This window comes from Rhodoglobus sp. GW821-FHT12B09, from assembly GCF_058809925.1.
In genome coordinates this window covers 1-13,390 of record NZ_JBXATB010000002.1, presented here as the reverse complement: position 1 = coordinate 13,390, position 13,390 = coordinate 1, and the positions used below count along the sequence as shown (strand labels likewise).

Here is a 13,390-nt window from a genome sequence, read left to right as displayed (position 1 = left end):
ATGAAGCGCCCCGAGGGGTTCGACCCGCCCGGGGCGGCACAGCCGCCCCGCCGGCCTACTAGGGCGGCGTCCCAGCCGCCGGTCCAGAAGCCGCGGGTGCAGCAGCCGGTGCAGCCGCAGCGCTCCCAGCCCGCCGCCACGCCGCAGCGCTCCCAGCCCCCGCAGCCGGTGCGTCAGCCGAGGCAGCCGTCCGCGAAGCCAGCACCGGCGAGAGCGCGGGCGACGGGCATCCCGAGCCGCAGCCCGCGGCCCGACGCGGCCGCCCGCTCGGATCTCCGCAGGGCCGCGCGGGAGCGACGCAGGTTCGAGCGCGCGGAGGTCAAGCGGTTCACCCGTCGCGCGCGCAACCGCAGGATCGCGATCGCGGCGGTGGGCGGGCTCCTCCTGACCATGGCGCTGCTCGTCGTGACAGCGGTGTACTCGCCCCTCCTCGCACTGCGCAGCATCAGCGTGGAGGGCGCGTCGCGCATCGACCCCGCCGAGATCACCGCGGCCGCCGACGACCAGCTCGGCACGCCGCTCGCCCTTCTCGACTACGACCAGCTGACGCGCGACCTCTCGGTGTTCCCGCTCATCCGCAGCTACGTGACCGAGATCGTGCCGCCCGACCGCCTGATCATCCACGTGACGGAGCGCCAGCCCGTCGGGAGCATCGCCTCGTCCGCGGGCTTCGACCTCGTCGACCCCGCGGGCATCGTCGTGCAGCAGTCGGCGGAGCGCGTGGCGGGTGTGCCGCTCATCGACCTCGGCGGCGCCGACCTGACGAGCCCGGCGTTCACGGCGGTCGTGGAGGTGCTGCTCGCGCTCCCGCCCGACCTGCTCGCGCAGGTGGACACCATCAAGGCGCGCTCGAAGGACGACGTCACCTTCGTCCTGACCGGCGTCGGGCAGGCCGTGCACTGGGGCAGCGCCGACCAGTCCGACAAGAAGGCGGCGCTCCTGGCGGGGCTGATCTCGGTCACCGATTCAGCGGCGCCCGGGACGTTCGACGTGTCGGCTCCGGGAAACGGCGTGTTCCGCCCGAGCTGATGCAGCATCCACACAGCGCGGCAATCCGACACGCTGGCTCCGTTGCGAGCACTGGGGGAGCGGCCGACCTACCCTCAACACAAGAAATGCATACCGGGCATTACTTTATACCTCAGGTAGAGGTTGAAGGTTGGCTCCGGCACGCACCATTTCTGCAACAGGCAGCGGAGGCCGGAAGTGACGTCAAACCAGAACTACCTCGCAGTGATCAAGGTAGTCGGCATCGGTGGCGGCGGCGTGAACGCCGTCAACCGCATGATCGAGCTCGGCCTGCGCGGCGTCGAATTCATCGCCATCAACACGGATGCCCAGGCGCTGCTCATGAGCGACGCCGACGTGAAGCTCGACGTGGGCCGTGAGCTCACCCGCGGCCTCGGCGCCGGCGCGGACCCCGAGGTCGGCCGCCGCGCAGCGGAGGACCACGCGGAGGAGATCGAGGAGGCCCTCGCGGGCGCCGACATGGTCTTCGTCACAGCAGGCGAGGGCGGCGGCACCGGCACCGGCGGCGCTCCCGTCGTGGCGCGCATCGCCAAGTCGATCGGCGCGCTCACCATCGGCGTCGTCACCAAGCCCTTCGGGTTCGAGGGCAAGCGCCGCTCGGCCCAGGCCGAGATCGGCGTCGTCAACCTCAAGAACGAGGTCGACACGCTCATCGTCGTCCCCAACGACCGACTCCTCGAGATCAGCGACCGGGGCATCAGCATGCTGGAGGCGTTCGCGACCGCCGACCAGGTGCTCGTCGCCGGTGTGCAGGGCATCACCGACCTCATCACCACACCCGGCCTCATCAACCTCGACTTCGCCGACGTCAAGTCGGTCATGCAGGGTGCCGGCTCCGCGCTCATGGGCATCGGCTCCGCGCGCGGCGCTGACCGCGCCATCAAGGCTGCCGAGCTCGCCGTGGCGAGTCCGCTGCTCGAGGCGTCGATCGACGGTGCGCACGGCGTGCTGCTCTCCATCCAGGGCGGATCGAACCTGGGCATCTTCGAGATCAACGATGCGGCCCGCCTCGTGCAGGAGGCCGTGCATCCCGAGGCCAACATCATCTTCGGCGCGGTTATCGACGACACCCTCGGCGACGAGGTGCGCGTCACGGTGATCGCCGCGGGCTTCGACGGCGGCGAGCCCGTGACCCGCGTGCGCGAGGGCCGCCGCACCAACTACGTCGTGCCGGACGCCCCGGCGAGCGCCCCGGCGCAGACCGACTCGACCCTCGCCGACACCCAGGCCTGGACCCCGGAGCCGAGCCTCGTTCACACCCCCGTCGACCGCAGCTTCGACGAGGACGAGGGCGACCTGGACATCCCTGACTTCTTGAAATGAGCCTGGCCGACCGCTTGGCGGCCGTGCAGACCGGTGTCGCGGATGCCGCGGCGCGAGCCGGGCGCGATCCGGGGTCGATCAGCACGATCGTCGTGACCAAGTTCCACCCCGCCCAGCTCGTGCGCGACCTGTACGAGCTCGGGGTGCGCGATTTCGGGGAGAGCCGTCACCAGGAGGCCCAGCCGAAGCTCGCGGAGCTCGCCGACCTCGGTGCACTGGGCGACCCGACGACCTGGCACTTCATCGGCCAGCTGCAGTCGAAGAAGGCGAAGCAGGTGGCGGCGTACGCCGATGTGGTCCACTCGTTCGACCGGGACGGGCTGGTCGGCCCCCTCGCGGGCTCGCGCGTGTTCATCCAGGTCAACCTCACCGACGACGCGGATCGCGGGGGAGCGGCCCCCGCCGACCTGGAGCGGCTTGCCGGACTCGCCCTCGAGGGCGGTCTCGAGGTGCTCGGCCTGATGGCCGTGGCGCCTCTGGGCGAGGAGCCCCGAGCGGCCTTCGCCCGCGTGCGGGAGCTCTCTGAGCGGCTGGTGCGCACCGCGCCCGGCGCGACCGCGCTCTCGATGGGGATGTCGGGCGACTACGCCGACGCGATCCTCGAGGGCGCGACACACCTAAGAATCGGCACGGCAATCACCGGAAATAGACCCGCCAAAGGTTAATGTCGTGGTGGAAGCTTCAGTAAGGGGAATCACATGGCAAATCCGCTGCGCAAGACGATGGTGTACCTCGGCCTCGCCGACGAGGACTACGAGTACGAGCAGGGCCCCTCGGCTCCGGCCGCGCCCGTCGCCCACCACCAGGCCGCCCAGGCGCCCGGCCGCGCGCCAGTCACGCCCCTGCGCCGCGCCAGCTCTGCCCGCCCCGCCGCGGCCGAGATGAACGAGATCCTCACCGTTCACCCGCGCCAGTACAAGGACGCGCAGCTCATCGCCGAGAACTTCCGCGAGGGCATCCCGGTGATCATCAACCTTTCTCAGATGAGCGAGCCGGATGCCCGCCGCCTCATCGACTTCGCGAGCGGACTGTCTCAGGGGCTCTACGGCAAGATCGAGCGGGTCACCAACAAGGTGTTCCTGCTGTCGCCGGCCCACGTCGCCGTGAGCGGGGACCACGCCGAGGTCGAGTCCGACGTCGACGCCTCGTTCTTCGCGCAGTAGCCGCGCGGCGGGCGCCGCTTCGCGCACCGGTTAGTCTTTCGAGGTGTCCTTCGTCTCGCCTGTCTCGATCATCGCCATCGTCGTCTACATCGCCCTGACGATCTTCTTCGTGCTGATGTGGGCGCGGTTCATCCTCGACCTCGTGCGCACCTTCGCGCGCAACTGGCGGCCCCGGGGAATCGGCCTGGTCTTCGCCGAGGCCGTCTTCGCCGTGACGGACCCGCCCATCAAGCTCGTGCGCCGCGTGATTCCGCCGCTGCGCATCGGGGGAGCCGCTCTCGACTTCGCCTGGACGATCGTGATGCTCGTGACTGTCATCCTGATTTCTGTCTCGCTGGGATTCGTCAACTGACATCTTCGCTGTACTGTGGACTCAGGTCTGGTGGGGACGACTGGTTCTACCCGCGAGATGGAAGTTAATTCAATGTCTTCCCGATGTTCCGAAAACATCTGGCAGGCGGTGCGGCTATAGAAAGTGTTTGAGGTGACGGCAATGGCTTTGACTCCAGAAGACGTAGTCAACAAGCGGTTCCAACCCACGAAGTTCCGTGAGGGGTATGACCAGGACGAGGTGGACGACTTCCTCGACGAGGTGGTCGTGGAGCTTCGCCGTCTCAACCAGGAGAACGAGGAGCTGCGCCAGCGCCTCGTCGCGAGCGACGGCCGCATCAACGAACTCCAGCGCGCGGGCGCCGGGCAGGCCCAGCCCCAGCAGCAGGCGTTCACGCAGCAGCCCGAGCCCGTCGCGGTTCCCGCTCCTGCAGCAGCCCCGGCCTTCGCCGCCGCGGGTGCCGGCCTCGACGCGAACCCGATGGACCCGGGCAACACGAACAACCTTCTCCAGCTCGCTCGCCGACTCCACGAGGAGCACGTCCGCGAGGGCGTCGAGAAGCGCGATGCACTCATTGCCGAGGGCCATGCGACCGCCGCACGCGTCGTGGCCGAGGCCGAGACCCGCCAGCGCGCCCAGCTCGGCTCGCTCGACCAGGAGCGCCAGCAGCTCGAGTACAAGATCGAGGAGCTCCGCACCTTCGAGCGCGAGTACCGCCAGAAGCTCAAGGGCTACATCGAGGGCCAGCTGCGCGAGCTCGACGCCCCGAGCGCCCTCAGCACCGGCCCCAGCGCGGCCCCGGCCGCCGCACCGGCCCCGGCGTTCGCGGAGGTTGCTGCCGCGCAGCCCTACGAGACACAGCAGCCCTCGTACGACTCGCAGCAGCCGGCCGCGTACGACGCCCAGCAGTTCAACGCTCCTGCCGGCACCCAGCCGCCGGCCAACTACCCCGGCTTCGCCGGCAACTAGTCCGATCCAGCCGACGGCCGGTGGGCGCGGGTATCCCGCTCCGCCGGCCGTCGTTGCTGTCCAGCCCCTGAAAGCCTGACCGTGGAATCCCGCAGCCTCTTCGTGCCCGACGGACTCGCGGGCGACCGCGTCGACTCCGCGATCGCGAAACTGCTGGGGTTCTCCCGCACCTTCGCCGCGGAGGTGATCGAGGCCGGGGGCGTGCTGCTCGACGGCAAGCAGCTGTCGAAGTCCGACCGGCTGCCATCCGGCGGGTGGCTCGAAGTCTCCTGGGTCTCGAAGTCCGAGCCGGTGATCGTTCCGATCGTGGTCGCCGACCTCGGCATCGTCTACGACGACGACGACATCGTGGTGGTCGACAAGCCGGCGGGCGTCGCTGCGCACCCGTCGATCGGATGGGAGGGCCCGACCGTCCTCGGGGCCCTCGCGGGAGCGGGCTTCCGCGTCGCGACCTCGGGCGCTGCCGAGCGGGCGGGCATCGTCCACCGCCTCGACGTCGGGACGAGCGGGCTCATGGTCGTCGCCAAGACGGAGACTGCCTACACCGCGCTCAAGCGCGCCTTCCACGACCGGGAGGTCGACAAGATCTATCACGCCGTCGTGCAGGGGCATCCCGACCCGCTGGCGGGCACGATCGACGCGCCTCTCGGCAGGCACCCCGGCGCGAGCTGGAAGTTCGCGATCGTCGCCGACGGCAAGCCGAGTGTGACTCACTACGAGACCCTCGAGGCGTTCCCGTCCGCCGCTCTGCTCGAGATCCAGCTGGAGACGGGGAGGACTCACCAGATCCGGGTGCACATGGCCGCACAGCGGCACCCGTGCGTCGGCGATGCGATGTACGGCGCGGACCCGACCATCTCGGCCCGCCTGGGGCTCGCCCGGCAGTGGCTCCACGCGAAGCGGCTGGGGTTCGAGCATCCGGCGACACGGGAGTACGTGCAGTTCGAGAGCGACTATCCCGCCGACCTTCAACACGCGCTTGAGGTGCTTCGGGCCGACTAGCAGCGCGGCGGGAATCTCCTGCCGGGGGTCGGGCTTAGGGTTGAGGAACCCCCTCGAGCAAGTCGGAGAAACAGTGGCATCCAGCGACTCATTCGTGCACCTCCATGTGCACAGCGAGTACTCGATGCTCGACGGCGCCGCTCGCGTCGGGCCTCTCATGCAGGCCGCCGCGGAGCAGGGGATGCCCGCCATCGCGGTGACCGACCACGGCAATATGTTCGGCGCCTACGACTTCTGGAAGCAGGCGACGGCCAACGGCATCAAGCCGATCATCGGCACCGAGGCCTACATCACGCCGGGCACCGCGCGGGGCGACAAGACCCGCGTCCGCTGGGGCAGCAGCGGCCAGTCCGGCGATGACGTCGGCGGGTCGGGCGCCTACACGCACATGACGCTTCTCTCCGAGAACAACGAGGGGATGCACAACCTCTTCAAGCTCTCGTCGCTCGCGTCGATCGAGGGCTTCTACTTCAAGCCGCGCATGGACCGCGAGCTGCTGAGCCGCTATGCCAAGGGCATCATCGCGACCACCGGCTGCGTCGGCGGCGAGGTGCAGACCCGCCTTCGCCTGGGCCAGTACGCCGAAGCGCGTCAGGCCGCTGCCGACTTCCAGGACATCTTCGGCAGGGAGAACTTCTTCGCCGAGATCATGGACCACGGCATCGACATCGAGAAGCGGACCATGCAGGACCTGCTGCGGCTCGCGAAAGAGCTGAGCATGCCGCTCGTCGCCACCAACGACCTGCACTACACGCACGCGCACGACTCGACGGCACACGCGGCCCTCCTGTGCGTGCAGTCGGCGTCGACCCTCGACGACCCCAACCGCTTCAAGTTCGACTCCGACGAGTTCTACCTGAAGAGCGCGGCGCAGATGCGCGAGCTGTTCCGCGACTACCCGGAGGCGTGCGACAACACCCTGCTCATCGCCGAGCGCTGTGAGGTCAATTTCGAGCACCGCGACCTCATGCCGCGCTTCCCGGTGCCCGAGGGCGAGACCGAGGCGAGCTGGTTCGAGAAGGAGGTCGCCGTCGGCATGAAGCGCCGCTTCAACGACGCGCCCGACGAGGCGCACCTCGCGCAGGCGCAGTACGAGGTCGACGTCATCAAGCAGATGGGCTTCCCCGGCTACTTCCTGGTCGTGGCCGACTTCATCGCGTGGGCGAAGAGCCAGGGCATCCGGGTCGGTCCCGGTCGTGGCTCGGCTGCGGGCTCGATGGCGTCCTACGCCATGGGCATCACCGAGCTCGACCCGCTGGCTCACGGGCTGATCTTCGAGCGCTTCCTCAACCCCGAGCGCGTCTCCATGCCCGACGTCGACGTCGACTTCGACGACCGCCGGCGCCCGGAGGTCATCCGGTACGTCACCGACAAGTACGGCGACGACCGGGTGGCGCAGATCGTGACGTACGGCACGATCAAGGCGAAGCAGGCCCTCAAGGACTCGTCCCGCGTGCTCGGCATGCCCTACTCGGTGGGGGAGAAGCTCACCAAGGCGATGCCCCCGGCCATCATGGGGAAGGACATCTCCCTCGGCGACGTCATGGACAAGACCGCCGAGCGCTACAAGGAGGCCGCAGACCTCCGCGGCATCATCGAGACCGATGCGGAGGCCGCGAAGGTCTTCGAGACGGCCCTCGGCATCGAGAACCTCAAGCGCCAGTGGGGCGTCCACGCAGCGGGCGTGATCATGTCCGCGGAGCCCCTTCTCGACGTGCTGCCGATCATGAAGCGGGAGGACGACGGCGCGATCATCACGCAGTTCGACCAGCCGCCTCTCGAGTCCCTCGGGCTCATCAAGATGGACTTCCTCGGGCTGCGCAACCTGACGATCATCGAAGACGCGCTCCGGATGATCGAGAAGAACACCGGCAAGCGGCTGGTCATCGAAGACCTCGACCTCGATGCCGACCCCGCCACCTACGACCTCCTCGCGCGCGGCGACACGCTCGGCGTCTTCCAGCTCGACGGCGGCGCCATGCGGGCGCTCCTCAAGCAGCTCAAGCCCACCAACTTCGAAGACATCTCGGCGGTCATCGCGCTGTACCGCCCGGGGCCCATGGGCATGAACTCGCACACGAACTACGCGCTGCGCAAGAACGGCCTGCAGCAGATCGAGGCGATCCACCCCGAGCTGGAGGAGCCGCTGCGCGAGATCCTCGGCACCACGTTCGGCCTCATCGTGTACCAGGAGCAGGTCATGTCCGTGGCGCAGAAGGTCGCCGGGTTCACGCTCGGCCAGGCCGATGTGCTCCGCCGCGCGATGGGCAAGAAGAAGAAGTCCGAGCTCGACAAGCAGTTCGAGGACTTCGAGGGCGGGATGCTCGCCAACGGCTACAGCAAAGACGCCGTGAAGGTGCTCTGGGACACCCTGATGCCGTTCGCCGACTACGCCTTCAACAAAGCGCACAGCGCAGGCTACGGCGTGCTCAGCTACTGGACCGCGTACCTGAAGGCGAACCACCCCGCCGAGTACATGGCGGCGCTCCTCACGAGCGTCGGCGACTCCAAGGACAAGCTCGGGATGTACCTGAGCGAGTGCCGCCGCATGGGCATCAAGGTTCTCGCGCCCGACGTCAACGAGTCGAGCGTCGACTTCACCGCCGTGCCCTCGGAGGGCACCCGCGGCGACGTGCGGTTCGGCCTCGGCGCCGTGCGCAACGTCGGCTTCAACGTCGTGGAGCTCATCTCGCGGGCGCGCACCGAGAAGGGGCGCTTCACCTCCTTCCACGACTTCCTGCGCAAGGTGCCGCTCCAGGTCGCGAACAAGCGCACCGTCGAGTCGCTGATCAAGGCCGGCGCCTTCGACTCGCTCGGCGCGACGCGGCGCTCACTGATTGAGATCCACGAAGACGCGGTCGACTCCGCCTCGAGCGTCAAGCGCGCCGAGGCGAACGGCCAGGTCGGTTTCGACTTCGACAGCCTCTGGGACGAGCCGGAGGCCGCCGACCACGTGCCGGAGCGGCCCGAGTGGGCGAAGCGCGACAAGCTCGCCTTCGAGCGCGAGATGCTCGGCCTGTACGTCTCCGACCACCCGCTCGCGGGACTCGAGATCCAGCTCGCGAAGCACATGACGGCCTCCATCACCGAGATACTCGGCGGCGACGTCGCCGGCGACGGGGAGCACGTCACGATCGCGGGGCTCGTGACCAGCGTCCAGCACCGCATCGCCCGCAACAGCGGCAACCAGTACGGCATCGTGACCGTCGAGGACTTCGCCGGCGAGATGAGCGTCATGTTCCTCGGCAAGACCTACCAGGAGTTCTCACCCGCGCTCACGAACGACGCGATCGTGGTCGTGCGCGGCCGGGTGAGCCTGCGCGACGACGGGATGAACCTGCACGCCGTCAGCATGTTCACCCCCGATGTCGGCCCGGGCCTCGGCACGGGGCCGCTCGTCATCCACCTGCAGGAGCAGCGCGCCACCACCCAGGTGGTCGGGGCGCTGAACGACGTGCTCATCCGGCACGCGGGCGACAACGAGGTGCGCCTCAAGCTCATCAAGGGCAGCACGGCGAGGGTGTTCGAGATCCCGTACCCGGTGACGGTCTCCGCCGACCTGTACGGCGAGCTCAAGACCCTGCTCGGCCCGAACTGCCTGGGCTAGCTACGCGGTATCGCCGGGCTTGAAGTACCGGCGCTCGTGGTAGAGCAGCGCGTCGTCCTCGGCACCGAGGGCGCCGTTCTCGATCTCGACCACCACCACGGCGTTGTTGTGCACGGGGTGCACCTCGATGATGCGCGCGAGCATCCACGCCGTCACGTCGTTGAGGATCGGCACGCCGTGCGGTCCGGGTGCCCAGTGATCGCCCTCGAAGCGCACCTGGTTGGCGGCAGCCATGCGCTCCGCCTGGTGGCGGCTGCGCGGGCCGAGCATGTGGATCGCGACGCGGTTGCCGACGGTCATCGCGGGCCAGCTGCTCGAGACCTGCGCCATGTTGAAGGTCGCGAGCGGCGGAACCGCGGCGAGGGAGGCCAGCGAGGTGGCGGTGAATCCCGCGGGGCGGCCGTCCGGCATGAGCGCCGTCACTATGGCGACCCCCGCTGCGTGCCTGCGGAAGGCGCTCTTGAAGGCGTCGATGCTGTCGACGGGCTGTTCTTCGGGTGTTTCGCTCATACGTCCGTATCAATCGTGGCCGGGACCACGATATTCCTCTTCGGCGGGCCAACTAGCATTGGTCAGGCCATGATGCACACGATCGATCTGCGTGACCGCCAGTCCACCCGCGCCGAGCTCGCACAGCTCGTTCCCCGTGCGGCGACCGATGTCGCCGTCGCCACGGAGGCTGCCGAGGGCCTGATCGCCGACGTGCGCGCGCGCGGCGAGCTCGCGCTGCTCGATCAGGCGGAGCGCCTCGACGGCGTGCGGCCCGATCGCATCCGGATCCACGCCGACGAGATCTCCAAGGCCGTGAAGGCTCTCGACCCGGCGGTGCGCGCCGCGCTCGAGGAGGCGATCTCGCGGGTGCGGGCGGCGACGCAGGCGCAGGTTCCGGCCGGAACGGTCACCCAGCTCGGCCCGGGAGCCGAGGTCATCCAGCGCTGGCAGCCCGTCAGCCGTGTCGGTTTCTACGTGCCCGGCGGCAAGGCCGTCTACCCGTCGAGCGTGATCATGAACGTCGTCCCGGCGCAGGTTGCGGGAGTGCCATCCGTCGCCTTGGCCTCGCCGGCCCAGAAGCAGTTCGGGGGAGCGGTGCACCCGACGATCCTGGGCGCCGCGGGCCTCCTCGGCGTCGACGAGGTCTATGCGATGGGCGGTGCGGGCGCGATCGGCGCCTTCGCGTACGGCGTCCCCGACATAGGCCTCGACCCGGTCGAGATCATCACGGGCCCCGGGAACGTCTACGTGGCGGCGGCCAAGCGGCTGGTGCGCGGCGTTGCGGGCATCGACTCCGAGGCGGGGCCCACCGAGATCCTGGTGATCGCGGATGCCACGGCCGACGCCAGCCTGGTCGCCGCCGACCTCGTGTCCCAGGCGGAGCACGACGAGCTCGCGGCCGCGGTGCTCGTGACCGACTCGCCCGAGCTGGCGGACGCGGTCGCGGCGCGCGTCGAGGAGCTCGCGGCATCCGCCCACCACGGTGAGCGCGTGCGCGCCGCGCTCTCCGGCCAGCAGTCGGCGACCGTGCTCGTCTCCGACCTGGCGGCCGCCGCCGCGTTCAGCAACGCCTACGGGCCGGAGCACCTCGAGATCCAGACCGCCGAGCCCGGCGCTGTACTCGACCTCATCGAGAGTGCCGGGGCGATCTTCCTCGGCGCGAACTCGCCCGTCAGCCTCGGCGACTACCTCGCAGGCTCGAACCACGTGCTGCCCACTGGCGGGCAGTCGCGCTTCTCGTCCGGCCTCGGGGCGTACACCTTCCTGCGGCCCCAGCAGGTCATCAACTACACGCGCACCGCGCTGCAGGCCGTGGAGGCCCAGATCGTCGCCCTCAGCGCCGCAGAGGACCTTCCTGCACACGGCGCGGCCGTCACCGCACGCTTCGCGCGGTAGCGGCGTACGCTGGGTGCACCATGTTCTGCCCCTTCTGCCGCCACCCCGACAGCCGCGTCATCGACTCCCGCACCAGTGACGACGGACTCTCGATCCGCCGCCGCCGCCAGTGCCCCGAGTGCGGCCGCCGCTTCTCCACGACGGAGACGGCGTCGTTGAGCGTGATAAAGCGCAACGGCGTGGTTGAGCCGTTCAGCCGCGAGAAGATCGTCTCGGGCGTGCGCAAGGCGTGCCAGGGGCGTCCCGTCACGGACACCGACCTCGCCGTCCTCGCCCAGCGCGTCGAGGAGACCATCCGCGCGACGGGCGCGGCCCAGGTCGAGGCCAACGACATCGGCCTCGCGATCCTCACCCCGCTGCGCGAGCTCGACGAGGTCGCCTACCTGCGATTCGCGAGCGTCTACCAGGGCTTCGACTCGCTCGAGGACTTCGAGACCGCCATCACCCTGCTCCGCGTGGACCACCAGCACGCCGCCGAACTGCCCCAGGACTAGCGCTGTACGCCTTCATCTTCCGGACGTTCTTCGCGCGCATGGACCCCGAGCGCGCCCACCACCTGGCCTTCGGCGTCATCCGCCGCCTGCCCGGCTTCCTGCGGGGGTTCTTCCGTCCGGATGCCTCGCTCCGGGTCAGCACGCTGGGGCTCGAGTTCTCCTCGCCGTTCGGGGTGGCTGCAGGGTTCGACAAGGAGGGCACGGGCATCCGGGGCCTCGGCGTTCTCGGATTCGGCCACGTCGAGGTCGGCACCATTACCGCGCGGGCCCAGCCGGGCAACGAGAAGCCGCGTCTGTTCCGGCTGATCCCCGACCGCGCGGTGATCAACCGCATGGGCTTCAACAACCACGGCGCAGCGGCCGCCGCCATGATCATCGCGGCCGCGAGGGCGAAGAAGCGCCGGCCCGTCATCGGTGTGAACATCGGCAAGTCCCGGGTGGTCGACGTGGATGCCGCGATCCCCGACTACCTCGAGAGCACCCGTGCGCTGGCGCCGCTCGCCGACTACCTCGTGGTCAACGTGAGCTCGCCCAACACGCCCGGGCTTCGCGGGCTGCAGGAGCTCGACAGGCTCACGCCCCTCCTCACCGCCGTCAAGGAAGCCGCGGGCGCAACGCCGGTGCTCGTGAAGATCGCCCCCGACCTGACGGACGACGAGGCGCGCAAGGTCGCTCAGCTCGCCGCCGGGCTGCTCGACGGGATCATCGCGACGAACACGACCCTGTCGCGCGCGGGGCTGGCTACTGCGGCCGAGGTCGTCGAGGCGGCCGGGGCCGGCGGTCTCTCGGGCCCGCCCGTCGCGGCGCGTTCCCTCGAGCTGCTGCGGCTGATCCGGGCCGAGGTCCCCGCGGACTTCTGCGTCATCTCGGTCGGGGGAGTGGAGACCGCCGCCGACGTGCGCCAGCGGATCGCCGCCGGTGCGACGCTCGTGCAGGGCTACACCGCGTTCCTCTACCGCGGCCCCCTGTGGGCGCGCGCGATCAACCGCGGGTTGAGTAGCACCGTCTAAGGCCCCGGTGGGTTGAGTAGGGCACTCTGGGGCGCGTATCGAAACCGGCGGGTTGAGTGGGGCCCTCTGGGGCGCGTATCGAGACCGGCGGGTTGAGTAGGGCCCTCTGGGGCGCGTATCGAAACCCCCTCCACAGAAACACCCGCCTTCGGCCCAGACCTGAGCCGTGCGACGTAACGTCGCACGATGCCCTTCGTGTACATGCTGCACTGCGCCGACGGCAGCTACTACGTCGGTAGCGCCCGCAGCCTCGACAACCGCATGGCGCAGCACCTCGCAGGCAAGGGCGGCGACTACACCTCGAAGCGAATGCCTGTGACTCTGGTCTTCGCGCAGGAGTTCGATCGCATCGACGACGCGTACTTCATGGAGAAGCGCATCCAGGGCTGGTCGCGCGCGAAGCGGAAAGCGCTCATCGAGGGGCGTTTCAATGATCTGCCGCGGTTGAGTAAGAAGGTCTTTCGTAGGGAGTGAGGGGCTCTGGGGCGTCGGTGCGATGGTTTCGATACAGGCGCCAGAGCGCCTTACTCAACCCACCGGGTTTCGATACAGGCGCCAGAGCGCCTTACTCAACC

General features: G+C 69.2%; 13 protein-coding genes. 12 read left to right on the top strand and 1 reads right to left on the bottom strand.

Annotation, left to right across the window (positions count from 1 at the left end; all coding sequences use genetic code 11):
* The 8 genes from AC1RTC_RS04590 to dnaE all read left to right on the top strand — a co-directional run bounded on the left by AC1RTC_RS04590 (position 1) and on the right by dnaE (position 9,424).
* Positions 1-1,029, top strand: a complete 1,029-nt coding sequence (locus tag AC1RTC_RS04590) for an FtsQ-type POTRA domain-containing protein (RefSeq protein WP_493154295.1) — start codon at positions 1-3, stop codon at positions 1,027-1,029.
* Positions 1,030-1,206: 177 nt separating this feature from the next.
* Entirely contained in the window at positions 1,207-2,352 is a 1,146-nt protein-coding gene (gene ftsZ / locus AC1RTC_RS04585) for a cell division protein FtsZ (protein WP_493154294.1), read from the top strand.
* Positions 2,349-3,017, top strand: coding sequence for a YggS family pyridoxal phosphate-dependent enzyme (locus tag AC1RTC_RS04580; RefSeq protein ID WP_493154293.1), 669 nt, complete (start codon positions 2,349-2,351; stop codon positions 3,015-3,017). Before ftsZ ends, AC1RTC_RS04580 begins: the two co-directional genes overlap by 4 nt.
* 33 nt (positions 3,018-3,050) lie before the next feature.
* Positions 3,051-3,515: a cell division protein SepF gene (locus tag AC1RTC_RS04575; RefSeq protein ID WP_493154292.1), complete on the top strand. Its 465-nt coding sequence runs from the start codon at positions 3,051-3,053 to the stop codon at positions 3,513-3,515.
* Between the two features lie 43 nt (positions 3,516-3,558).
* A complete protein-coding gene (locus AC1RTC_RS04570; RefSeq protein ID WP_493154291.1) occupies positions 3,559-3,867 on the top strand; it encodes a YggT family protein in 309 nt (102 codons plus the stop codon).
* Positions 3,868-4,008: 141 nt separating this feature from the next.
* Positions 4,009-4,815, top strand: a complete 807-nt coding sequence (locus tag AC1RTC_RS04565; RefSeq protein WP_493154290.1) for a DivIVA domain-containing protein — start codon at positions 4,009-4,011, stop codon at positions 4,813-4,815.
* Between the two features lie 81 nt (positions 4,816-4,896).
* The gene (locus AC1RTC_RS04560) at positions 4,897-5,817 is read left to right on the top strand and encodes an RluA family pseudouridine synthase (protein WP_493154289.1); all 921 of its coding nucleotides are present in this window, start codon (positions 4,897-4,899) and stop codon (positions 5,815-5,817) included.
* A 73-nt stretch (positions 5,818-5,890) separates the two neighbouring features.
* Positions 5,891-9,424: a DNA polymerase III subunit alpha gene (gene dnaE, locus AC1RTC_RS04555; protein ID WP_493154288.1), complete on the top strand. Its 3,534-nt coding sequence runs from the start codon at positions 5,891-5,893 to the stop codon at positions 9,422-9,424.
* On the opposite strand, the gene AC1RTC_RS04550 is transcribed toward dnaE, so the two are convergent.
* A complete protein-coding gene (locus AC1RTC_RS04550; RefSeq protein ID WP_493154287.1) occupies positions 9,425-9,934 on the bottom strand; it encodes a flavin reductase family protein in 510 nt (169 codons plus the stop codon). It abuts the gene before it with no gap.
* Positions 9,935-10,003: 69 nt separating this feature from the next.
* On the opposite strand from AC1RTC_RS04550, the gene hisD reads away from it, so the two are divergent.
* The 4 genes from hisD to AC1RTC_RS04530 all read left to right on the top strand — a co-directional run bounded on the left by hisD (position 10,004) and on the right by AC1RTC_RS04530 (position 13,289).
* Positions 10,004-11,311 carry a histidinol dehydrogenase gene (gene hisD / locus AC1RTC_RS04545; RefSeq protein ID WP_493154286.1) on the top strand — a complete coding sequence of 436 codons (1,308 nt, stop codon included), beginning with the start codon at positions 10,004-10,006 and terminating at the stop codon, positions 11,309-11,311.
* Between the two features lie 20 nt (positions 11,312-11,331).
* Positions 11,332-11,805 (top strand): transcriptional regulator NrdR, encoded by a 474-nt coding sequence (gene nrdR, locus AC1RTC_RS04540; protein WP_493154285.1) that lies wholly within the window; start codon positions 11,332-11,334, stop codon positions 11,803-11,805.
* Positions 11,806-11,807: 2 nt separating this feature from the next.
* Positions 11,808-12,815 (top strand): quinone-dependent dihydroorotate dehydrogenase, encoded by a 1,008-nt coding sequence (locus AC1RTC_RS04535; protein ID WP_493154773.1) that lies wholly within the window; start codon positions 11,808-11,810, stop codon positions 12,813-12,815.
* 186 nt (positions 12,816-13,001) lie between these two features.
* The gene (locus tag AC1RTC_RS04530; RefSeq protein ID WP_493154284.1) at positions 13,002-13,289 is read left to right on the top strand and encodes a GIY-YIG nuclease family protein; all 288 of its coding nucleotides are present in this window, start codon (positions 13,002-13,004) and stop codon (positions 13,287-13,289) included.
* The last annotated feature ends 101 nt before the right edge of the window (positions 13,290-13,390 follow it).